Origin of the sequence: Serratia proteamaculans (genome assembly GCF_946227095.1) — a bacterium.
GTDB lineage: Bacteria > Pseudomonadota > Gammaproteobacteria > Enterobacterales > Enterobacteriaceae > Serratia > Serratia proteamaculans_E.
The window spans coordinates 88,093-110,720 of sequence record NZ_CAMISV010000002.1 but is presented as its reverse complement, the minus strand read 5'-3'; the positions used below and the strand labels follow the sequence as shown (position 1 = coordinate 110,720).

Sequence of the window (22,628 nt, the reverse complement as noted above, 5' to 3'; positions counted from 1 at the left end):
AGTTGATTAATGCGCCTGAACCGATGCCAGAATGCGCTGGAATGCCCGTCCCTGGCGGTCAAACAGATAACAACACTCGACCGGCAGCCGTACTCCCACCCTATCCCCGGCCTTGATGGTCGAACGTTCGGGATTGCGCAGCACCCAGGGTTCGCCGGCGTTACCGTTATCCAGGTAGAGATAGGTTTCATTGCCCATGTGTTCCACAAACATCACTTCGCCCTGAAACTCACACTGTGCCTGTTCACCCCCGCGAATATGCTCCGGGCGAATGCCGACGTTCACGCTTTGGCCTTCCGCCGCCGTCGGCGTGGCGATCGGCAGCACCAGCGCCTTGCCGTTGTCCAGCTCTACCACGCTTTGACGCTCACCGGCCCGCCGCAAAATTGCCGGGATCAGGTTCATTTTGGGTGAGCCGATAAACTGAGCGACAAACTCATTGGCCGGCTGATCGTACAGCTCCAGCGGCGTGCCCACCTGTTCAACATGCCCCTGGTTCAACACCACAATACGGTCGGCCAGCGTCATGGCTTCAACCTGATCGTGGGTCACATATATAATGGTCGACCCCAGTCGCTTATGCAGCGACGCCACCTCCATGCGCATCTGCACCCGCAGCGATGCATCAAGGTTGGACAATGGCTCATCGAACAAAAATAGCTTCGGCTCGCGCACGATGGCGCGACCAATTGCCACCCGTTGCCGCTGCCCGCCGGAAAGGTCCTTCGGACGGCGTTCCAGTAACGGCTCAAGTTGCAAAATACGCGCGCTTTCACGCACCCGGCTGTCGATCTCCGCCGCCGAATGTCCCGCTAGTTCCAGCGCAAACGCCATGTTTTTATACACGCTCATGTGCGGATAAAGGGCGTAAGACTGGAACACCATGCCAATGCCGCGCTCGGCCGGCGTATCATCGTTGACGTAGTTGCCATCGATATACATGCCGCCGCTGCTGATCTCCTCCAGCCCGGCGATCATCCGCAACAGGGTAGATTTTCCGCAGCCGGAGGGGCCGACGATCACCACAAACTCTCCGCTGTTGATCTGCAGATCCAGCGATTTGATAACCTCTGCGTTAGCGCCATAGCGTTTTTGCAGTTTTTCCAGCGTTAGTTGCGCCATATTCCTCCCGTTCGCACCACTGTGGGCATTCAGTGGGACGCCGATCGGCGCCCCGTCATCAGGCTTATTTCAGGTAGTCGAGCCACGGGCCCTGGCGTGAAATCATCACGTCCACCAGTTCGGGGATCGCCCGGCATTTGTCGTTGACCGAATCCACCAGCAACGCCTGGATCACCAGATCGCGCGAGCCTTCAATCACCGCGTCAGCCGTCAGGTCATGGATGGCGATCTGATTGCTCAGCAAGCCACCGATACCGGCGGGCATATTGACCTTGATACCGTGCACGCCCTTGCTATCGATAATTGCCGGCACTTCAACCGCAATAAACGCCGGCAGCTGCTTGATAAAGCCCTGGTTCGGGATATTGACCGCCGACTCTTCATAGCCTGAATCGGTCAGGATCCCTTCCATGATCGGCACCACGCGCTCCTTCAGCTTCAGTTCGATTTTTGGCTGCACATGGCCCAGGTAATTGCGATAGAAGGTGTAAAAATCGAGGATGCCGCGGTGGTCGCTGACCTCGCTCGCCCAACGGATGTACTCACCAAAGTGGCTGTCGCCGGTGATCGGCAAGTGGTGGAATTTCTCCAGGATCTCTTTGAACAGCGTGCGGTCAGCCCAGGGATAAGCGCTGTCTTTACCGCCCAGCGCATCACGCTCGGTGCTGCCCTCGGTCTGTACCAGTTTGCCGTGGATGCGGGTGTAAGCCAGGATGTCGCTGTAGCCCGGCAGGCGGGAGAAATAATCCGGTGCCTTGGCGCGCACATCGGCATAGGCATCTTTGCCGCTGTCTTTGTAACTGGCTTCCAGCAACACGCTGAAGTGATTAAGCCCGGCGGCCCGCAGGGTGAGATTGTCGAACGACGTACCCAGCATTTCCGGCAGATAGCGTTCCAGTGAGGCGATTTCGTGGCACATGCCGACAAAATTGAGCTGCGGGAAGCGACGATGCACGGTGGTGCAGATGCGGCTCATCGGGTTGGAATAGTTAAATATCCAGGCGTTCGGGCAAATATCGGCAACGTCGGCACAGATGTCGAGGATCGGCGGAATAATCCGCAGCGAATGGAACAGGCCGCCGGGGCCGCCATTTTCGCCATACACCTGTTGAATGCCATACTGCTGCGGGATTTGCCAGTCGAGATCCCACAGCGCAAAGCGGTCACCCACCTCGATGGAGATAATCACAAACGCCGCCCCGCTCAGTGCCGTTTTGCGATCGGTGGTCGCGCTGACGGTAAACGGCAAATCTTCCGCCGCCAAAAAGTCCCGGGCCGTTTTCTCGGTCACCGCCAGGGCGGCAGGATTGATGTCATGCAGCACAATTTCACTGCCGTACAGCGTCTTGCTCTGGAAGATATCCCCCAGCGTGCCGTAGCCGAATTGCGCGCTGCCTGCACCCACTAAAACGATTTTTGTAGCCATTGGTTTGCTCCTGCTTAGGGTTAATCGAGAATCAGCCTTTTACTGCGCCGTTGGTTAATCCGCTGACGATACGGCGCTGGAAAATCAGCACCAGTGCGATGATCGGCAGTGTGACGATGACCGAGGCCGCCATGATGGTGCCCCAGGGAAGTTCGTACTGAGAGGCGCCCTGCAGCATGCCGATCGCCACCGGCACGGTGCGTTTGCCGCTGGAGATAACAAAGGTCAGGGCGAACATGAATTCATTCCAGGCACCGATAAAGGCCAGCAGCCCGGTGGTCACCAGCGACGGCCCCATAATGGGAGCAAAGATGCGGGTGATGATGGTCCAGGTGCCGGCGCCGTCGACGATCGCCGCTTCTTCCAGCTCCGCCGGGATCGCCTTCATAAAGGTGGTCAACACCCAGACGGTAAACGGCAGTGAGAACGTGGTATAGGACAGCACCAGCGCGCCCAGCGAGTCATACAGCCCCATAAAACGCACCAGTTCGAACATGCCGGATAACACCGCCACCTGCGGGAACATCGACACACAAAGGATGGTAAACAGCAGGTATTTGCGGCCACGAAAACGGATGCGCGCCAGGGCGAAGGCGGCGGTAATCGACACCAGCAGACAGATACCTACCGTCAGCGTCGCCACGGCAATTGAGTTCAACAGGCTGCGGGCAATGCCGTTATCCATCAGTGCGGTCAGGTAATTGCCCCAGTGCAGGTTGCCCGGTAAATAGGCGACCTGGAACAGATCCTGCCCGGAACGTAACGAGGTAATCAGCGCATAATAAAATGGAAACAGGCAGATCATGCTGGCCAATGCGGCACTGGCAAAGATTAGCGTCTTATGGCCGTATTTTTGTTGTTGGCGGCTCAGTTTCATGCTCGTTTCTCCTTGTCATTCAGGCGGCCCAGCGTGAGGAAACAGGCGGCAATGCCTGCCACCATCATAAACACCAGCACCGAAGCGGCCGAACCGGCACCCATTTCCTGATAGCTGACCATGCGATCGCGGGCATAGCCGGATACCGATACCGTGGCCTCGCTGTTGGAGGTCAGTACGTAGATCAGATCAAACACCCGCAGCGCATCCATCACCCGGAAAATCAGCGCGACAATCATCGCCGGCATAATCAGTGGCAGGGTAATACGGCGGAAACGCTGCCAGGCGTTGGCCCCATCGACCCGGGCGGCCTCATACAGATCGCCGGGGATCAGTTGCAACGCGGCCAGCAGCATCAAGGCCATAAACGGCGTGGTTTTCCAGACGTCGGCAATCACCACCGCCCACATCGACAGCCCCGGCTCCGCCACCCAGGCCAACGGCGTGGCGATAATGCCAGTCTTGAGCAACAGGTCATTCACCACACCGTACTGATCGTGGAACATCCAGCCCCACATCTTGGCGGAAACAATGGTCGGAATGGCCCAGGGCACCAGAATGGCGGTGCGTACCAACCCCTGGCCGCGAAACTTCTGATTCATCAACAGCGCCAGCAGCATGCCGAACACCAGCTCCAGCGACACCGACAGCAGGCTAAAACGCAATGTATTGCCTACCGCCAGCCACCACAGCGGATCTGCCAGCACGCCGTAATGGTGGCCGCCTTCGGTCAGATCCAGGTAATTGGCGAAACCGACGAAGCGGTAGTCGTCCGGTGCGTCCAGCATGGCATCGGTAAAGCTGTAAAACAGGGTGCGCAGCAGCGGCCAACCTGCCACCGCCGCCAGCAACAACATCGCCGGGGCCACCAGCAACCAGGCGATACGGCTGCGACGCTGCTGGTGATTAAGCTTGCTGCGTCTGGCCGGCCGTGCCTGCGCGGAAGCGGGCGTGACCGTCAGGGATAAAGCCTCAGTATTGCGTTTCATGCATCAGACTCCGGCGGTTAATGGATGATTGCCCTGCTTTCAACGCCATCCTCTGGCTTTGATCCGCTCCAGTCGCTGCTGTAAATCCGCTACCGCCGTGACACCGTCACTGTCACCGCGTAATACGTTAAAGGTGGCGTTGTAGATCGCTCTGGAGACCTGCGCATACTGCCGTTTGGTTTGGGTGGCCGGGCGTGGCATCGCCTGGGCGAAAATGCCCTTGAAGTCCGCCAGATAAGGCGCCTGCGCCAACACCTGTGGATCGTCGTATAACGCGGTGCGTGAAGGGGCCTGGCCCATCAGTGCCAGCGCCCTTTTTTGTGATTCGGCGTCGCTGACGATTTTCAGCAGCGCTATTGCCGCCTGCGGGTGCCTGGTGTAACCGTTGATCGCCCACTGCCAGCCGCCCAGTGCACTGACCGAGTGCCCGTCAGCCCCTTTCGGCAACGGCATCACACCCACTTTGCCGCGGATCGCGCTGCTGCTGTCTTGCGCCAAAACGTAGGCATATGGCCAGTTGCGCATAAACATCGCATCGCCGTTCTGGAATAGCGCCCGCGACTCTTCTTCCATGTAACCCAGCGTGCCCTTCGGGGTGATTTTGCCGATCCAGTCGGCGGCCATATCCAGCGCCTGTGCCGCCTGGGGATTATTGATGGTGATATTGCCCTGAGCGTCGATAAAACTGCCGCCGTTCTGCGAAGCCACCCACTCCAGGGCGTTGCAGGTCAACCCCTCATAGGATTTGCCCTGGAACACCAGTCCCCAAAAGTTTTTATGACCGGCGGCACGTTCACCCTGCTGAATGCGGGTGGCGATACGGGTCAGATCGGCCCAGGTTACCGGCGGTTGCTCAGCATATTTTTCCAGCAGATCCTTACGGTAGTAGAGCGCGCCGCTGTCCAGATAAGCCGGTACCGCTTTCACACGGCCGTTTACCACGTTGTTTTGCCAGGCAGCAGGGAAGAAATCCTGCTTGATGTCGGCCACGCTGTCGGTCAGATCCAACAGGTGTTTGTTCAGCACGCCAATCCATACGGTATCTGCCTGAAACAGATCGATGGCGCTGGCATCTTTGGCGGCAAACAGTTGCTGGAACAACGACAGCTTTTCATCAGAGGCCGGGGGAAGATCGATAAACTCCAGGGTATAGCCGGTCTGAGCCTCAAAACGCTGCTTAATCTCATTGCAGTACTGGCGCCCTTCTTTACTGGGCGCACACTGCATGCGCAGCGTCTCGGCCACAACCTGACCGGACGTCAGCGCCAGGGCGGCGGCAACCATACTCGGAATCAATCTTCTCATTGCATCCTCTCGGGTGGCGGCTGGAAATACCGGCATGAGAGCAAGCTATCGAAGGCGGGTCATTGGCGGAAATCGTTTTTCACCGCTACGATATAGAAACTTTCTATACCACCAGTGGAAAATATGATCGTGGACAAAATTCTGCGGCAATTTATCGAAGTAGCGATGTTCAAAAATGTGAGTCATGCGGCAAACAAGCTTTGCCTGAGCCAGCCGACGCTGACCCACAACATGAAGAAGCTGGAGGAGAATCTGGGGGTGCAACTGCTGGAGCGCACCTCCACCGGGGTGAAAACCACCGAGTACGGCGATTTGCTGCTGGAACAGGCGCAGATGATGCAGCGAATTTATGACAATACGCTGATCAAACTGGCGTTTATCAAGGCGCGTCAGGAGCAGAGCCTGCGCATGGGCACCGGCCATGCCTGGTGGTACATGTTTGTACGTGACAGCTTCAATGCCTACCGCCAACTCCACCCGATGGTGAATATCCATATCGATCTGGGTAACCACCTGCGCCTGATGGACCTGTTATTGGGCGGGGATATCGATTTGTTTATCGGCCACGAAATTCAGGGGTTGAACCCCAAGGCAGGCATCAGCTTTCTGCCGCTGTTCGGTACCCGCGACACCATGTTCGTGCGGCGCGGACACCCATTGCTGGGCCAACCGGTGGGGCCGGATGCGCTGCTGGACTACTCTTGCGTTGAGCTGACGCCGGATGAAAGCCGCTATCATCATATGGTGGAAGATATGCAGCCGAAAAAACTGGCGCGCAACCGCCTGCACCTAGCGGAACGGGTGATTTGTTCGACCAATTCAATGATGTCGGCGGTGGATATGATCAACGACTCCGATGCGGTGCTGCTGGCCTATCCTTCTTGTATGGCAGGGTATTTTGCCGAATACGGCATTGAGCCGCTGCAGTTGACGCAGCCAGGCCAACGCTGCACCGTCGGTATTTACCTGATGCGCGAAAAGGCGGATGCGCCCCACGTGGTGCAGATGCAAAGCTTAATGCAGCAGCACCTGGAACAGATCCGCCCGCTGCTGTAGTTACTTCTCACCACCCAGCGCGACCAGCGCCTGATACAAGGGTTTGGCATTCCCCGGTCCGACCACCAACTGGTACTCGGTGGTCGACTGGGGCGTTTCCACCTCCAGCAAGGCTTTAACGCCAGGCAGCCCCTCGATGCTCTGCCTATCCAGCCGTCCGCCGTCGTGCAGTTCCGCCCTGATACGGCTGGCGCAGTAGCGCAGTTTGACCAAATTCTCCGCGCCGCCGAACGCGGCCAGCAGTGATGCCGCCAATTGATGTGTTTCCATGATGCCCCCTGAATGAGATTGCCCTATGCAACAACAGCATAGAGCCGACGGCAGGTTGAAGTGAAATTGGTTTCATCCACTCTGATATAGACGCCATCTATAGCGCATCATTGGGCGGTGGGAGTGCCTTTCAGGGCATATACTTAATGGAATGATGAGTTCGGAGGTAAGTGAAATGAAAGCGATGATCCCCCTGTTTTTACTGCTGATGCTTTCCGGCTGTATGGGCCGGGGCGGCCCGCAGGATGTGCCGCCACCGCCGGTGCATAATGATCCACAGACCTGTAATAACTCTTCCGCCAGTGCCAACAGCGACTGTTCGCAGTCCGTGGTACCGGCGATGCACTGAGTTTACTCCTACGTCCGGCCCCGCAAGACCAGCCGTAGAAGCCAGCAGCTTACGAAGATTGTTCTTCGTCGTTGGTCAGGTTTTTCGCCTGCTGTTTCATAAACACCACTTCCTGTGGGCTGGACATATTGACCCGCTCAGCCCGCAGCAGCTTGAGAATATTGAACAGCAGCTCACTTTTAGTGGCGCCAACCATACGCGGGCTGGCTACATAGCCGGTCACGCTGAGAATAATGCCGTCCGGGCCGAGCTGGCTAAAGCGAACATAAGGCGCCGGGGTTTCCTGAATGGCTTCATACTCCTGGTAGGCACTCAGCAGAATATTGCGCACCTGCTCCGGGTCGATATCTGTCGGGAAGGTCAGCGCAATAGTCACCACGCCCTGCGCATTACCCATGGTGGCGTTACGCACGTTTTGCGAGATGAGCTGCGAGTTGGGTACGATCATCGTCGAACGGTCGCTGAGCTGGATCTCGGTGGCACGCACGTTAATGCGACGCACATCCCCTTCCACGCCACCGATCCCGATCATATCGCCCACTTTTACCGGCCGTTCGGTCAGCAGGATCAGTCCGGAAATAAAGTTCTTCACGATTTCCTGCAGACCAAAACCAATACCGACCGACAACGCACTGACGATCCACGCCAGATTGTTCCACTGGATACCCAGTGCCGCCAGGGTGATCAGGATCAGCAGCACATAACCCACATTACTGAACAGCGTAACCAGCGATGCGCGAATACCGATGTCTGAAATGGTTTTCGGCAGCAGTTCCTGGCTGAGCCAGCGCTGAGTAACCCGCAGAATATAGATGCCAATCACCAGGCAAATCACCGAGTTGATCAGGTTGCCCGGCACGATATTCAACCGCTGCAGCCCTTCACCGCTCAGGATGGCGATGATCTTGTCCAGCAACGAGTTGGGCGTGGTGGTGCCGAACGAGCCGTTAAACAGCGAGACAATCATCAATAACAGCAGCGAACACTTGGCAATGGCGGTGAAGATAATCGCCATCTGCTCCAAATGACGATCCTTAAAGTTAAACGACTTTTTCAGCGTTTTACCGCTGGCGGTCTGCGGCGAAAATATCGCCCCGCACAGGTCGGTAGCGAACATCAGCAGGAAATAGAATGCCATCAACACCAGGGCAATCCAGATCACCTGATAGGTCAGGAAGCGGGCGAAGGCGATATACCCCACCAGCAGTGAGAACAGGATAATCACTGAACACACCAGGGTGCTCATGTGCAACAAGCCACTGATGGTGGAACGTTTCTCTACGTGTTCGCCCTGCTGTTCCAACTGGCGGCGGATACGCTGGGAACGCAGCGGCATCGCCAACAGCACCATGCCGATTAATCCGGCAACCAGACCATTGCCGAAAATGGTGGTGGCCAGGCTGGTGCTCACCACGTTGTTGACCAGTTCTATCGAGCCGAATGCCAAGGTTAGCCCCGCCAACAGCGGCGAAAAATAGCGCAGGCCGGCGGCAACGGCATCATCCATCGTGCCCAGACGCCAAGACGGGCGGTTGAGGGACAGCGTCGCGCGGCCCAGCCCGGCAATCAGCGCACAGAAAATCCCCAGTCGATTAAAGCCCTCGGCGAAATCCTCCAGCATCCCCGGCAAAGGCTGCGCACGGGTAAAAGTAAGATACAGCAGATTCAGCGCAATACTGGTGGTGATCACCGTAACGCTGACGGTGACCATGGCCATAAAGCTGCGGCGTAAACGCCCGTCCGGCAGAAAGCGGATGCTCACCCAGGCCAGAAAGCGTTCGGAGAAATAACGCCCCCATGACCAGATAACTACCGCTAACACCAGCAAGCCCAGGGTGCCGTAGCGCCACTCTTCCTGCCAACTGGCATCCCAGGCCTGTTTCATCGCAGTATTGAACTCATTCAATCGCTGCACGTCACTGTCCGCAGGTTGTACCACCGGCGACCAGAACTTGCCGCCCAGCACGCTGCCGGTGTTCAACGCCAATTGGGTTTTGAACGCCACACGGCGCAAATCGCTGATTTGTTGGCCCAGGTCGATCGCGCCGGCTTTCATGGCCTGCGCGCGTTTTACCGCATCGTCCAACTGCTTTTTACTGTTATTCAAGGCATTACGCTGCTGTACCACGGCGGCGGTTTCAGCCATCGAACCGGCCGCCGGCTGCGGGCCCAGGACGTCCAACTGCCCCTGCAGTTTTTCCTGCGCCGGTTGCAGATCGGTCGCCAGTTTGTCCAGCCCCGCAGCCAGATCGTCGTTAGCCAACTTCAGCTTGCTGAGCTGGTTATCGTTGTCAGCTTTGGAGACCTGCTGCTTGATGCTGTCCAACTGTTTTTGGTAGTTCTTCAGCGCGGTGGCGGTGTCCGGCGTGCTTTCGGCAACCGGGGCATCATCCTGCGCAGCCGCGCTGGTGAGCGGCGCTAACTGCAGGCCAAACAGCAGGAACAGGAACAGAATAATCTGGCGGGGCTTTAACATAAATTCGGTGCTCAGCGTTTGCATGATAGACAGACGAAACAGGCGGGCCGGTATTTACCGACCCGCCTGGCTAATCATAAACTGTGATTATGATAACTGCTTAATCTGCGCTTAAATATCAGTATTACTCCCATTCAGCACGATTATTTTCACCACCGCCTCTCTTGGCATAATCCCGACAGCGGTTTCCGTTTACTGCACTGATAACTCGGGTAATTCACAGTGGCGTAACCGACCAAAGCGCCCTATACTCAGCTCACTCATTAACCAACGTTATAAAAGGAGGATTACTATGCCGATGTGTGAATTATTTTTTTACTCACACTTCTATAGTAATCACGGCTGCTCAAGCATTACCGGTATCGTGCTGCGATAACCCAGGCTTGAGCGAAGTTTACTAAAATCTGAAGTCCCTTCCCTCCGGCTTACCGGGTTGTCGTCAGCGATGTTTGACGATAGGCATCTGCATGCCTGTAACTCTTGAGTAAGCAATGAGCACACTACTTTCTGCACAATCTGTCGGTTACGACAACAATTTCGGCCCTCTGCTGGTTGAGGTTTCTTTTAGCCTGAAGAAAGGCGACCGCATTGGTTTAATCGGCCACAACGGCTGTGGCAAAAGCACTCTGCTTAAAATTCTCAGTGGCGATCTGCCTGCCGGCATCGGCAGCGTGACCCCGGCCCACCAATGTTTGATGGCGCGGGTAGAACAACACCTGCCCGAAACCCTGCACGGCTATACCCTGCTGGAGGCGGTACTGGCCCGGCTGCCAGAAAATCAACGCGTCAGTGAAAGCTGGCAAGGCGAAGTGCTGCTGGCCCGTCTGGGTTTTGCGCCAGCGTCATGGACGCTGACCGCCGGTACCCTGAGCGGTGGCCAACACACCCGCTTGCTGTTGGCGCGCGCGTTAATCCGCCAACCCGACCTGCTGCTGCTGGATGAGCCCAGCAACCATCTGGACTTGCCCACGCTGCTGTGGCTGGAGCAGTTCTTGCAAAACTGGTCCGGCAGCTTTGTGCTGGTCTCCCACGATCGTTACCTGTTGGATCAGGTGACTAACTGCACCTGGATCCTGCGTGACAAAACCCTGCAGTTCTTCCGTTTGCCCTGTACTGCGGCGCGCCAGGCGCTGGAGGAACAGGATGCCGCCGATGCCCATCGCCGTCAGGCGGAGCAGAAAGAGATCGACCGGGTGGCGAAAAGTGCCCAGCGGCTGGCCATCTGGGGCAAGGTTTACGATAACGAAGATCTGGCCCGCAAGGCCAAGCAAATGGAAAAGCGCGTTGACCGGCTGAAAGAAGAACAAACCACGCTCAGCGCGGGCAGCCAGTGGCGGCTCAGGCTGAAGGGGGAAGCCGTGGATGCCGATCGTCTATTGGCACTGCCACCACTGGCAGTGCGCCCGGCGGTCGATGCGCCGGTGCTGTTCCGGCTTGAACCATTGCGAGTCAAAAGCGGGGACCGCATCGCCATCGTCGGGCGTAACGGCTGCGGTAAATCATCGCTGCTGCATCATTTGTGGCGGGAATACCAGGACGCGTCCCTGCGGGAAACGGTTTTCCATCCGCGGGTACGCATTGGGTATTACGATCAAAGTCTGCAACAGTTGCATGATGACGACACGCTGAGCGAAGCATTAACCCACTTCGCAGCGCTGACCGAAGACCAGCGGAAAATGGCGTTGATTGGCGCCGGTTTCCCTTATCTGCGTCATCAACAACGCATCAGTACCCTGAGCGGCGGCGAGCGTTCACGCCTGCTGTTTGTTGGTCTGACGCTGGCTAACCATTCGCTGCTGTTACTCGACGAACCGACCAACCATCTGGATATGGAAGGCAAGGAAGAGTTGGCACAGACGCTGCGTCAGTTTGAAGGCGCCGTGATACTGGTCACTCACGACCGGATGCTGATCGAAAATAGCTGCAACCGTTTCTGGTTAATTGACCATCAGCGGCTGGAAGAGTGGCAAGACCTGGAGCCGGTCTATGCCCGACTGGCAGAAGTGCGCGACGCTGCGCCAGTAACCGCAGCGAGCCGGGCCGTCAGTCATCCGTTGGCGCATGATGACGAAGAGCGGCTGCTGGCCGCGTTGTTTGAACTGGAAAGCAAACTGCAGGAGGATCTGGCACGCAAACCCAAGCATCAAAAAACCCAGTTGCAACAGCAATGGCGCGAAGAAATTGTCACCCTCAGCGCCCGGTTAAATCTGGACTAACCTTCACAGGCCGCCCACGGGCGGCCTCACTCCACCGGCATCTCGCCCTGATAACCCCAGGCACGCAAAAAGATCGTTACCGTGGCGATAGCCAGCCGTTGCAAATGGGCCTTATCCGGCAGTTCGTCAGACAACAGCGCCGCAGGCAGTGAGTAACCCATCACGGCACCCAAAAATGCCTGTGCCTGCAGTTCAACGTCGCCGAGCCGCAGTTGCCCTCGCTGCTGCGCCTGCTGCAATAAACTGACTAACCCTTGCAGAACCCGCCCGGACTCTCGCTGTTGCAAAGTGGCATATAATTCCGGCCGTTGCTGTAACAGTTGGATCAGCAAGCGCTGAAAGTGAATATTTTTGCTCTGAAAAAAGTGATCCTGCACCACGGTAGCAAAACGCATCAGCACCGACGATAAGTCCTGAGTCTCTCCAGCCAGGAGGGTGTTTAGCGGCGGCTGCATCAGCTCCTTCAGATAACCGAAGGTCTCCAGCACCAGCGCATCTTTCCCCGGGAAATGGTTGTACAGCGTTTGTCGGGTGGTGCCGGCCTCGGTGGCGATCACATCCAGCGAAATATCCAACCCCTGGGTCAAAAACAGCTCGCTGGCAGTGGCCAATATTCGCGGTTTGGCCTTCATGGGACGCCCCGGTTGCCGGTTGTTCATGGTGTATTTACTCCTGCCATGCAGACATCATGTCGAAAGGATTATCTTTTGCTTTTTAAGCGTGCCAGCCCTTGTTTAACCAGCACAAAAAACAGCGGGACAAATAACAATGCCAACAGTGTGCCAGAAATCATGCCACCGATCACCGCAATCCCTATCTCACGGCGGCTTGATGCACCGGCCCCCACCGACAGCGCCAGCGGGATCACCCCGGCGACAAAGGCCAGCGAGGTCATGACGATAGGTCGCAAACGCAGGCGTGCGCCCTCCAGTGTGGCCGCCAACAGTGCCTGGCCTGATTTCATCTGCGCCTCGGCAAACTCGATAATCAGGATCGCATTCTTGGCCGATAGCCCAATCGTGGTCAGCATACCCACCTGAAAATAGATGTCGTTCTCAAACCCTGCCAGCCGTGTAGCGAGCACCGCGCCGACAATTCCCAGAGGAATGATCAGCATCACCGCGATCGGAATGGACCAGCTTTCATACAGTGCCGCCAGGCACAGAAAAATAAACAGTACGGAAGCCAGATAGATCCACAGCGTTTGGCCTGCGGCCACCTGTTCCTGATAGGAAAGCCCACTCCACTCCAGCCCAAATCCCGCCACCTCCGCGATAATGCCCTGCATCTGGGCCATGGCCGTACCCGAGCTCTCGCCTGACACCGACGACCCCTGCAATTGAGTGGCCGATAAGCCATTAAAGCGTTGCAGCATTTGCGGCCCGGAAAGCCAGCGCGTATTGGCAAAGCTGGCGAATGACGCCATGCTGCCGCTGCTGCCGCGAACAAACCACTGATTAATGTCATCCGGCGCGGAACGCGAGGCGGGATCCCCCTGCATATAAACGCGTTTCACCCGCCCACGATCGATAAAGTCATTGATATAAGCGCCCCCCCAGGCCGCCGACAGCGTGTTGTTAATATCTGCCTGTTGCAACCCTTGCGCGCTGGCCTTCTGCTGGTCAATATCCACCTGGAGCTGCGCTTTGTCTTCCAGGCCGTTCACCCGTACCGCGGTAAGCAGTGGGTTATCAGTCGCGGTGGCAATCACCTGTTGCTGCGCCTGTTGCAGCTCGTCGTGGCCAGCATTGCTCTGATCCTGCAGCCATAACTCAAAACCGCTGGATTGCCCCAAACCGCGTACCGCCGGAGGTGACAGCACGTTGACCTGCATGTCACGAGCGCTTTTAAAATGCTGGTTGGCGCGGGCAATGATCGCCTGCGCGGTATTCTCGCTGCCGTCACGCACATCCCAATTTTTTAACTCCGCAAACGCCATGCCGACATTCTGTGCGCTGCCGGCATTGTTACGCCCGACCACCATAAAAATAACGCTAAGGTTGTCTTTTTCTTCGGTCATAAAATAGTCGGCAATGGCGTCGGCGGCCTGTTGTGTTTTCGCCATCGGCGTACCGGAGGGCAGAGTAAATTGCACCATCACCGAACCCTGATCCTCTACCGGCAAAAAACCGGTCGGCATGCGCAAGTATTGCCACACCATCAGGCCGGTAATCAGCAATGCCACCAGGCTATATAGCCCTTTGCGCGCCAGAATGTGCGCCAAACCACGGCCGTAAGCCTGTTGACTATGGTCGACCACGCGGTTAAATCGGCTGAAAAACCAACCGCGTTTGCCATGGGATGACGGACGCAGCAAACCGGCGCACAGGGCCGGCGTTAACGTCAGTGCCACCAGCACTGACAGCACCATGGATGAAACAATGGTAATCGAGAATTGACGGTAGATAATCCCGGTGGAGCCACCGAGGAACGCCATTGGAATAAACACCGCAGACAGCACTAGCGCAATACCGATCAGCGCACTGTTGATCTCGCTCATCGAGCGCAGTGTCGCCTCCTGTGGTGGCAAGTCCTCCTCATCCATGACGCGTTCGACGTTTTCGACCACCACTATCGCATCATCCACCAATAGACCGATCGCCAGCACCATGGCAAACAAGGTCAGGGTATTTATGCTGTAGCCCAACAGCGCCAGAATGCCAAAGGTGCCCAACAACACTACCGGCACGGTAATCGCCGGGATCAAGGTGGCGCGCCAGTTCTGTAAAAACAGATACATCACCACCACCACCAGAATAATCGCCTCGATCAGCGTCTGCACCACGCCTTCAATTGATACCGTGACAAAGGGCGTGCTGTCGCGTGGATAGGCCACTTTTAAGCCAGCGGGAAACTGCGGGGTCATACGTTCAACCTCGGCACGCACGCTTTCGGCCACCGCCAATGCATTGGCACCTGAGGCCAACTGTATGGAAATGCCGGCAGCCGGATAACCGTTCAGCCGGGTTTGGTTCTGATAATTCTCTGCTCCTATCTCAACCCGGGCAACGTCGCGAAGATAAACCGCTGAGCCGTCGGTGTTGGTTCTTAAAATAATATTGCTGAACTGTTCCGGCGTTTGCAGCCGTGATTGGGCCGTCACGGTGGCATTCATCGCCTGACCGGGCTCGGTTGGCAGTGATCCCAACTCACCGCTGGTCACCTGCGCATTCTGCGCCTCTACCGCCGCCTGAACGTCTGATGGCATCAGGCCGTAGCTGGTTAAACGCAGCGGATCCAACCAAATGCGCATGGCGTATTGCGCGCCAAACACCGTCGTCTCGCCAACCCCGTCCACCCGGCTCAACGGATCCTGCAGTGAGCTGACAAGGTAGTCATTGATATCGACGTTATCCATTTGCCCGCTGGTATCGTACAGCGCCACCACCATCAGGCTGTCGCCCTGCGATTTGGTGACGGTAATGCCCTGCTGCTGCACTTCCTGCGGCAGGCGCGAGTTGGCCTGGTTAACCGCATTCTGTACCTGCACCTGAGCAATATCCGGATCGGTCTGCTGATCAAAGCTCAGGCTGATACGTGCCTGACCGGCGGAACTGCTGGTCGATGAAAAATACAACAGGCCATCAATCCCTTTGATTTGCTGCTCAATCACCTGCGTGATGCTGTCTTCCACCGTTTTTGCCGCCGCTCCCGGATAGTTGGCGGTGACGGTGACGCCGGGCGGCGCGATATCCGGATATTGTTCCACCGGCAAAGTCAGCAAAGCCAGAATGCCCGCCGCCATAATGCAAATAGCCAGTACGGCGGCGAACACCGGTCGAAAAACAAAGAAATGCGCCAGCATGGTGTAACCCTCACTCAGGATAATGACAATCAGCATCCGTTTATTTACTTTACAGTAAAGTAAATAAACTAAACAAACAAGTCAGCAACCGATCTCATCAACGGCAGAGCTTTTTACTATTTTGTGACATTGTCACTCGGAAGGTTCATCTAGAGAATTGCCGCCAGCGCGCTGCCTGGCGGCGATTAATACAGATCAATGACGGCGGGATTCAAATGCTGGATTTGGGTTTGATCGGCTCGACGTGCCCTACTGCTCGGGAAATTTCTGGGTAAAGCGCACGCAGCTGGCGCTCAATGCTGTCCACCGCCGCGTGCGCCGACACAATGGAGGCCGCCGGGGAAACCCGACAATGGAAATTGACGATAATGCCGTTGGCAGTTTTGCGTGCGCGGATGTTATGGACGTCCTGCACCATCTCACCGCTCTCCACCACCGTCTGTAGGATTTGGCGAATGCTTGCCAGTTGGTCCGGCGCAACATCCTCGCTGGCGATCCAGTGGTGCATCTGCGGCTCCAGGTGCGTTTCGATCTCCGTATCTTCACCTATCGCCTGCCGCAACAGGGTTTCAATCTCGCTGGCAATATCGTGGGCCTGCGCCACGCTGGCATTGGCTGGCACCGCCAGATCCATGCTGATCGACATCCGTTCCGGCAGTTGCTGTAACGCCACATTTTGTACCACTGCGCCGTGATTGGCGGCGATCACCCGGATACGGGTTGCCATGTCTTCATCACTGCGGATTTGCGGATTGGCAATCACCGTGGCCTCGGCGTGGGCATACTGCTGTTCCAGACGCTCGGCAATAGACTGTTTCAACGCGTTGATACGCTCCAGTGGCAAGGTGCGGCAAACGGCAACGGTGACTTCAATAAACACAATGGCACCGGCGTTACGAATACGGATACTCTCGGTGGCCAAGATCGCCGGAAAGCTGTCGAGCAAAGCGCTGATTTCTTCTTTGGCACCGGCTGGCGCCATGTCCATCAGGGAATCGAACGAGCGTTTCCCCAGTTTTATCGCTGCCACCACAATAAAACAGGCCACGATCAGCGCGGCAATAGCATCTGCCCGGTTGAATCCCAACAGGACAAACACCATGCCCAGCAACACCACGGCGGAAGCCAGCATATCGGAGAAGAAGTGCAGCGCATCAGCTTCCAAAGCCGCACTGTCGGTGGCCTTGGCCACGCGATTCAGCGCCTTGACGCGGAAGAAGTCGACCACAATCGAGATCAACAGCACGGCGATCACCACCGGTGCGGCGACAATCTGATGGGCTTCGCCGAGCAGGCTTTTACCTGCCTCATAAACAATCCAGCCTGCTGCGCCCAACAGCAGCAGCACTTCAAACAGCGCCGCCAGGTTTTCAACCTTGCCGTGGCCGAAATGGTGGTCATCATCGGCCGGCTTGTCGCTGATACGCACCGCCAGCCAGGTGATGCTGGTGGCAACAAAATCGGTAAGCGAGTGGATCCCCTCGGAAATAAGGCCGATACTGCCGGTAAAAATACCGGCAATAAATTTACCAGTCGCCAATAGCCCGCTGGCTATCATGGAATTTCTGGCAACGGATTCTTTTTCGTTTTGCATATTACGGCTCACATTCAAATAGGTAATTCATTTTTTTATTTTAGTCGACCATTGCCAGACAAAAGCAACCAGCAGCATAGTACCCGAGAATGTCAGCAGTAAACTAGAAAGGAATTCTGATTTTCCGGTTGAATAAAAATAAATCTCATTCACACCGACAGAGATCATCAAAATGGCATAAAGCAGGCCAAGAATAAAAATAGTCATGGTGGTAATACTCCCTGAAAGGCGCTCCAGGCGGTCAGTGTTTAAGCGCATCCTCCCCGACGTAAATAAAACCTACGGAGAGGATGCATCCAGGCGGATCTTTAGCGTTCATTAATCATCCCATTTGGTGCTCAGATAGGCGGCTAACAGGCCCAGCGAGCTGATAATGCTCAGGAATCCTACAAAAATTGTCATATTTCCCATTATTTCGTCCTCAGTTAACTAATATCGATAGAAGCCCCTTTAATTAAAAAGTGGGGATTGTCATTACTCATGGATATTTACCTTCCTCCTGTTCAGTGAGATAAAATGCCCGCTCCGGCTGCAACACGGAGCGGATAACGGTTTAAATCTCCAGAATGTACTGGGCGATTTTGAAGTAAATAATCAGACCGGTGCCATCAATAAAGGTGGCGATAAAGGGTGCCGAAACCACGGCCGGGTCGATCCCCAATCGCTTGAGCAGCATTGGGATAATCGAGGAAACAATGGCGCTCCAGACGGTGATCGCCACCAGCGACAGGCTGACCACCAGTGTCACATCCATCCCCACGCCCATGATCCAGGCCCGCACCCAGGCGGCGATGCCAATGGTGACCGCGATCAACAGTGAGGTGGACACCTCTTTGCGGATCACCGCGCCCAGATTACGCAGGCTAACCTCACCCAGCGCCATGGCCCGTACCAGGGTTGAAGTAATCTGGGTACCGCTGTTGCCGCCGGTACCGATCAGCAGCGGGATAAAGAATGCCAGCGCGATCGCTGCTTCCAGCTGTTCTTCAAATGCCTTTAGCACATTACCGGTGTAAGCCTCGGCGACAAACAGCATCAGTAACCATACCGACCGTTTGCGCCATAATGCCCAGGGGCTGGTCTCCAGATAAGGTTTATCCAATGGCAGGCTGGCGCCCTGACGTTGCGCATCTTCGGTGTTTTCGTCTTCAATCAGCCGGGCAATTTCTTTTTCGCCCAGCACGCCGACCAGGGTTTTATTCACCACCACCGGCACCACGTCCAGCCCGCCCTTACCCAATAAATGGGCGACGTCATTACGATCGTCATCCGGGGAAACCTGAAAATAGCTGTGATTGATCATGACGCCAACGGCTTTATCGTGGTCTTCACACTGTAATAATTTTTTAACTGACAGCGTGCCACGCAAATGATAATCGTCGGCGGTGACAAACAGCTGCGTCGGAATTTCGTCGGTTTTAAGCTGCGAAAGAAAATACGCCTTGGCTTTATTCACCGTCATATTGCCTGGGATCGTAATAAAATCGGCATTCATATAGCCAGCTACCGAAGACTCATCAAGAGTTTCAGTTGCGGTCAGTGCCGAACAGGGGGAGTTGTGATGTGACTTCATTATGTTAGTCCCTATTTCTGTTTAAACTTCAACAGCGAATCGCATAGGGGCGTTAACCACAGAGGGAGTGCAGACAGCCTATCTCCGCGTCCAGGTTTTAGCACTATACAACGTATCTGATGCTATTCATCAGAAGTTACTTTGGGCTGAACCTTAATCCGATAAAGCCTGTCTTAACCTTGGGCATCTCTCGATGTCGTCAGATCAGTAACCTGTGTTTGTATAGGAGCCTCGCCAAACGAGATACTGCATATAAACTACGGGAGGCAGTATAGACGCGGTTTTTTATTTTCGGGTAAAAATCTGGCTGACCGTTTATGAAACATTTAGAAAAAGTAATTAACAGCGGATCGGAATCCTCCCAATCCGCATTATTAGGAGTTTAATGTGCGATGATATACACGTTTTTATCGTACAGCGGGCCCTGTCGGGTAAAGTCGATGCCCTTTACATAGGGCTTGATCAACGTAGCGTTGGCTTCGTAGTAAACCGGGGCCACCGGCGTCTCTGCCGACAACAGGTCTTCGGCCTGCTGGAAGTACTGCTGCACCTGCTGTGGCGTCTGGGCGGCAGTGGCCTGATGCAACACGCGATCGTAATTCTGATTGGCGTATTTGGCCGAGTTCTCACTGCTGGTGGAGCGGAACACGTTCAGGAACGTCGAGGGATCGTTGTAGTCCGCCAACCAACGGCTGAAAGCCACGCTGTATTGCCCATTGTTGATGTTGTCCAGCACCACCTTGCGCTCCTGATTTTGCAAGGTGACCTCCACACCGAGGTTCTTTTTCCACATCGCACTGGCGGCGATCACAATCTTCTTGATGGTCGGGTCGTTGCTGTACAGCAGGGTAAAGCGTAACGGATGTTCCGCGTTAAAACCGGCTGCGGTCAGCTGTTTTTTCGCCTGTGCAATACGTTGCTCACGTGACCACCCCGCCGCTTCACCGGCCCGCAAGGTATAGCCGCCAGCCCCGGTTGGGGTAAAAGTCCAGGCCGGCTGCTGGCCATAGCCCAACACTTTGGTGGCAATAATCTCTTTATCCAGCGCCAGATTTAACGCCTGACGCACCCGTACATCGTTAAATGGGGCCTGGCGGTTGTTAAAGGCAAAGTAGCTGGTCGACAGCAGCGGATAAGTCACCAATTGCTCCTCACCCAGGCTGCTTTTCAGCTGTTGGTACAGTTCCGGCGGCGCACTGTAACCCAGTTCAATCTCACCGGCCCGGAAACGCGCCACCTCCGGGAACCCTTGCAGCGGCAGGAAAGTCACCTTACTGAGCACCGTGTGGGCGTTATCCCAATACTGGCTGTTGCGCTCTACCACCACCTTCTCGTTCACCACCCACTGTGCCAACCGGAAAGCGCCGTTGCCGACAAAGTTTTTTGGCTGTGTCCAGTCTTTGCCGTATTTCTCCACCACTTTTTGGTTTACCGGCAGCACGGGGAAATGCACCAACTGCTTGAGCAGATAAGAGTTGGGCTCGGCCAGTGTCACCTGCAGGGTATGCGCATCCAGCGCCTTCACTCCCAGTTCGCTCGGCGGCTTACTGCCGGCGTTGATTTCCGCAGCATTCAGTACGTAGGCCGATGCCAGATAACTGCCGTAGGGAGAAGCCGTTTTCGGGTCGGTCAGCCGTCGCCAGCTAAAAACGAAGTCCTCGGCGGTCAGCGGATCGCCGTTCGACCATTTGGCCTCCGGGCGCAGATGGAAGGTCCAGACATTGCCCTGATTTTCCCATTGGGTCGCCAGTGCGGGGATCACCTCACCGTTTTTCCCGACCCGCAACAACCCTTCAAACAGATCATTGAAGATATAAAACTCCACGTTGCTTTCCGCCAGGTTCGGATCCAGTGTTGCAGGCTCATAACCATTGGCCCGTACCAGCTCCTGCGTGGCGGCAAGTTGAGTCCCTGCCGGTACCTCGGCAGCGTTAACCGCGATGCCAGCCTGTAAAGACAAGAGGATTAGACCAGTCAATCCTTTAAGCTTGAATGAATACTTCACATCGATATCCCTTATTGGTGTTTTGTCGACGTATATATACATTGAAGCAGTTGAATAAATTAAATGATTAAACGCTATGACTCATAACCAAAACTGCGCCCATGCATCAACATGAATTTCTTTCATAATCAAAAGAATACCCGCCATTTTGACGGGTCTGTTTTTATAAGGGTTGGAACAGCGTTAACTGTAATCCGGCTGGCGCTTCCAACCGGTTATTGAGTGAGTTAAACGGCGTAAGCCGGGGTTCAGACAGCACCTGTGCTCCCCCCTGTGCCAGGCTGGCGGTGGTTGCGGCAATATCCGTCACCTCAAAGGCCACCCGCACCCAACCGGAGACGCGTTCACCCACTTCAATATTGTCGATGTAGGCCGCCGTGGCCGGCTCAACCAGTTCCAGCGTGGCCTTGCCCGCTTCGAGGATCGCCACCCTGCCGCTGTCCGGCGGCACGGCGTCAACCTGAGTCAGCCCAAGCCGATCGCGATAAAAGGACAAAGCGTTATCAAAATCTTCGGTGGTGATCACCAGACGAAGCTGTTTTACCGATGATGCAGACATGGTTATCTCCTGGTTATTTGGCTGAGTAATTTTCATCTGCTAAGCTGCTTCAAGAAAATAACTTGCCGTCATGCGGTAATTCAAAGTCATAGTTTTCAGCCAAAGATGAAAATAACTCACCATGAAAAGAAAACTGCCGCCGCTGGGTGCATTGCGGGCTTTTGATGCGGTCGCCAGGCTGCAAAGCTTTAAGCTGGCCGCCGAAGAAATCGGGGTATCACCCACGGCCATCAGCCACCAAATCCGGCTGCTGGAAGGCCTGCTGGAGGTCAGCGTCTTTGAAAGAACGCCACGCAAGGTGGAGTTGACCGCTGACGGAAAGGTTTTGCAGCAGGCGACCGCTCAGGCTTTCGCCCTGTTGCAAGCCGCGACGGAAAAGATTGGGAAGAGGCAGCGGCCCAGAGTCCTGACGTTAACCGCCACCACCGCGATGATTGCCCACTGGCTGGTCCCCCGGCTGCCGGCGCTGATGCGTCAGTTCCCCAATATTGACCTGCGGCTGCATGCCGATGACGGCATCGTGGATCTGCGTAGCAGACAGATAGATGTTGCCCTGCGCTATGGTGCAGAGCCTGGCGCGCAGTTGACACCGCGCTTGCTGTATCAGGACAGTTTTGTGCTGGTCGCCAGCCCGCAGCTAACCCTGAAAACACCGGAGGATCTGCTGCTGGCCACGCTGATCCATACCGATGGCCGTCGGGTGCCCCAACCGGCGCCAGATTGGTACCGTTGGCGCAGCGAGTTTGGTCCGGCGGCATTGCAGATTGACGCTGGTCCCCGTTTCACTGACGAAGCGCATGTCATTCAGGCCGCGATTGCCGGTCAGGGAGTGGCGATCGTCAGTCAGTTAATGGCTCAACACGCGCTGAACACTGGACTGTTGGTCGCCCCGTTCAATAGGGCGTTGCCGGGTGCCGCGCACTATTTCGTCAGTAATCCTGATGGCCAGCACCCGCAAACCGTGGCGCAACTGGCCGACTGGGTGGCGGCAGAAATGATGAGGTAA

The 22,628-nt window shown here is 55.8% G+C and carries 19 protein-coding genes and 1 riboswitch; of the genes, 4 read left to right on the top strand and 15 right to left on the bottom strand.

The genetic code is table 11. The features are described 5' to 3' along the window. Positions 1 to 6: 6 nt before the first annotated feature. The 5 genes from OC597_RS04235 to OC597_RS04215 form a co-directional block, all read right to left on the bottom strand. Complete coding sequence (locus OC597_RS04235; protein WP_261284676.1) at positions 7 to 1,122, bottom strand: ABC transporter ATP-binding protein; 1,116 nt, start codon at positions 1,120 to 1,122, stop codon at positions 7 to 9. Between the two features lie 64 nt (positions 1,123 to 1,186). Then, positions 1,187 to 2,548, bottom strand: coding sequence for a family 4 glycosyl hydrolase (locus OC597_RS04230; RefSeq protein WP_261253987.1), 1,362 nt, complete (start codon positions 2,546 to 2,548; stop codon positions 1,187 to 1,189). A 31-nt stretch (positions 2,549 to 2,579) separates the two neighbouring features. Continuing rightward, a complete protein-coding gene (locus OC597_RS04225) occupies positions 2,580 to 3,425 on the bottom strand; it encodes a carbohydrate ABC transporter permease (protein WP_262207664.1) in 846 nt (281 codons plus the stop codon). Continuing rightward, on the bottom strand, positions 3,422 to 4,414 hold the full coding sequence (locus OC597_RS04220) for a carbohydrate ABC transporter permease (protein WP_261253985.1): 993 nt from the start codon (positions 4,412 to 4,414) through the stop codon (positions 3,422 to 3,424). The genes OC597_RS04225 and OC597_RS04220 overlap by 4 nt, the downstream gene beginning before the upstream one ends. A gap of 39 nt (positions 4,415 to 4,453) precedes the next feature. Continuing rightward, positions 4,454 to 5,719 carry an ABC transporter substrate-binding protein gene (locus OC597_RS04215; RefSeq protein ID WP_262207663.1) on the bottom strand — a complete coding sequence of 422 codons (1,266 nt, stop codon included), beginning with the start codon at positions 5,717 to 5,719 and terminating at the stop codon, positions 4,454 to 4,456. A 123-nt stretch (positions 5,720 to 5,842) separates the two neighbouring features. Between OC597_RS04215 and OC597_RS04210 the strand changes: the two genes are divergently transcribed. Beyond that, a complete protein-coding gene (locus tag OC597_RS04210; RefSeq protein ID WP_099062988.1) occupies positions 5,843 to 6,775 on the top strand; it encodes a LysR family transcriptional regulator in 933 nt (310 codons plus the stop codon). On the opposite strand, the gene OC597_RS04205 is transcribed toward OC597_RS04210, so the two are convergent. Further along, on the bottom strand, positions 6,776 to 7,045 hold the full coding sequence (locus OC597_RS04205) for a PTS sugar transporter subunit IIB (protein ID WP_261463478.1): 270 nt from the start codon (positions 7,043 to 7,045) through the stop codon (positions 6,776 to 6,778). Positions 7,046 to 7,220: 175 nt separating this feature from the next. On the opposite strand from OC597_RS04205, the gene OC597_RS04200 reads away from it, so the two are divergent. Then, positions 7,221 to 7,394, top strand: coding sequence for a hypothetical protein (locus OC597_RS04200; protein WP_165366349.1), 174 nt, complete (start codon positions 7,221 to 7,223; stop codon positions 7,392 to 7,394). Between the two features lie 49 nt (positions 7,395 to 7,443). Here OC597_RS04200 and OC597_RS04195 read toward each other — a convergent pair whose 3' ends face one another. Beyond that, positions 7,444 to 9,870, bottom strand: coding sequence for a DUF3772 domain-containing protein (locus OC597_RS04195; RefSeq protein WP_261253974.1), 2,427 nt, complete (start codon positions 9,868 to 9,870; stop codon positions 7,444 to 7,446). A gap of 491 nt (positions 9,871 to 10,361) precedes the next feature. Here OC597_RS04195 and OC597_RS04190 point away from each other — a divergent pair, with 491 nt between their 5' ends. After that, positions 10,362 to 12,086, top strand: a complete 1,725-nt coding sequence (locus OC597_RS04190) for an ABC-F family ATP-binding cassette domain-containing protein (RefSeq protein WP_262207661.1) — start codon at positions 10,362 to 10,364, stop codon at positions 12,084 to 12,086. Positions 12,087 to 12,112: 26 nt separating this feature from the next. Here OC597_RS04190 and OC597_RS04185 read toward each other — a convergent pair whose 3' ends face one another. The 8 genes from OC597_RS04185 to OC597_RS04150 all read right to left on the bottom strand — a co-directional run bounded on the left by OC597_RS04185 (position 12,113) and on the right by OC597_RS04150 (position 21,622). Next, entirely contained in the window at positions 12,113 to 12,745 is a 633-nt protein-coding gene (locus tag OC597_RS04185) for a TetR/AcrR family transcriptional regulator (protein WP_262207660.1), read from the bottom strand. Positions 12,746 to 12,786: 41 nt separating this feature from the next. Further along, the gene (locus OC597_RS04180) at positions 12,787 to 15,891 is read right to left on the bottom strand and encodes an efflux RND transporter permease subunit (RefSeq protein WP_262208076.1); all 3,105 of its coding nucleotides are present in this window, start codon (positions 15,889 to 15,891) and stop codon (positions 12,787 to 12,789) included. A 211-nt stretch (positions 15,892 to 16,102) separates the two neighbouring features. Next, positions 16,103 to 17,485: a cation diffusion facilitator family transporter gene (locus OC597_RS04175; protein WP_261253955.1), complete on the bottom strand. Its 1,383-nt coding sequence runs from the start codon at positions 17,483 to 17,485 to the stop codon at positions 16,103 to 16,105. Positions 17,486 to 17,512: 27 nt separating this feature from the next. Further along, positions 17,513 to 17,692: a hypothetical protein gene (locus OC597_RS04170; RefSeq protein ID WP_099062981.1), complete on the bottom strand. Its 180-nt coding sequence runs from the start codon at positions 17,690 to 17,692 to the stop codon at positions 17,513 to 17,515. Positions 17,693 to 17,803: 111 nt separating this feature from the next. After that, on the bottom strand, positions 17,804 to 17,896 hold the full coding sequence (gene mgtS / locus OC597_RS04165; protein ID WP_314733035.1) for a protein MgtS: 93 nt from the start codon (positions 17,894 to 17,896) through the stop codon (positions 17,804 to 17,806). Between the two features lie 142 nt (positions 17,897 to 18,038). Next, on the bottom strand, positions 18,039 to 19,058 hold the full coding sequence (locus OC597_RS04160; protein WP_261253945.1) for a magnesium transporter: 1,020 nt from the start codon (positions 19,056 to 19,058) through the stop codon (positions 18,039 to 18,041). Positions 19,059 to 19,133: 75 nt separating this feature from the next. Further along, positions 19,134 to 19,308, bottom strand: a riboswitch (M-box (ykoK) riboswitch). Between the two features lie 132 nt (positions 19,309 to 19,440). Next, a complete protein-coding gene (locus tag OC597_RS04155) occupies positions 19,441 to 21,105 on the bottom strand; it encodes an ABC transporter substrate-binding protein (protein ID WP_262207658.1) in 1,665 nt (554 codons plus the stop codon). 121 nt (positions 21,106 to 21,226) lie between these two features. Beyond that, positions 21,227 to 21,622, bottom strand: a complete 396-nt coding sequence (locus tag OC597_RS04150) for a VOC family protein (protein ID WP_261253930.1) — start codon at positions 21,620 to 21,622, stop codon at positions 21,227 to 21,229. A gap of 121 nt (positions 21,623 to 21,743) precedes the next feature. Between OC597_RS04150 and OC597_RS04145 the strand changes: the two genes are divergently transcribed. After that, positions 21,744 to 22,628: a LysR substrate-binding domain-containing protein gene (locus tag OC597_RS04145; RefSeq protein WP_262207656.1), complete on the top strand. Its 885-nt coding sequence runs from the start codon at positions 21,744 to 21,746 to the stop codon at positions 22,626 to 22,628.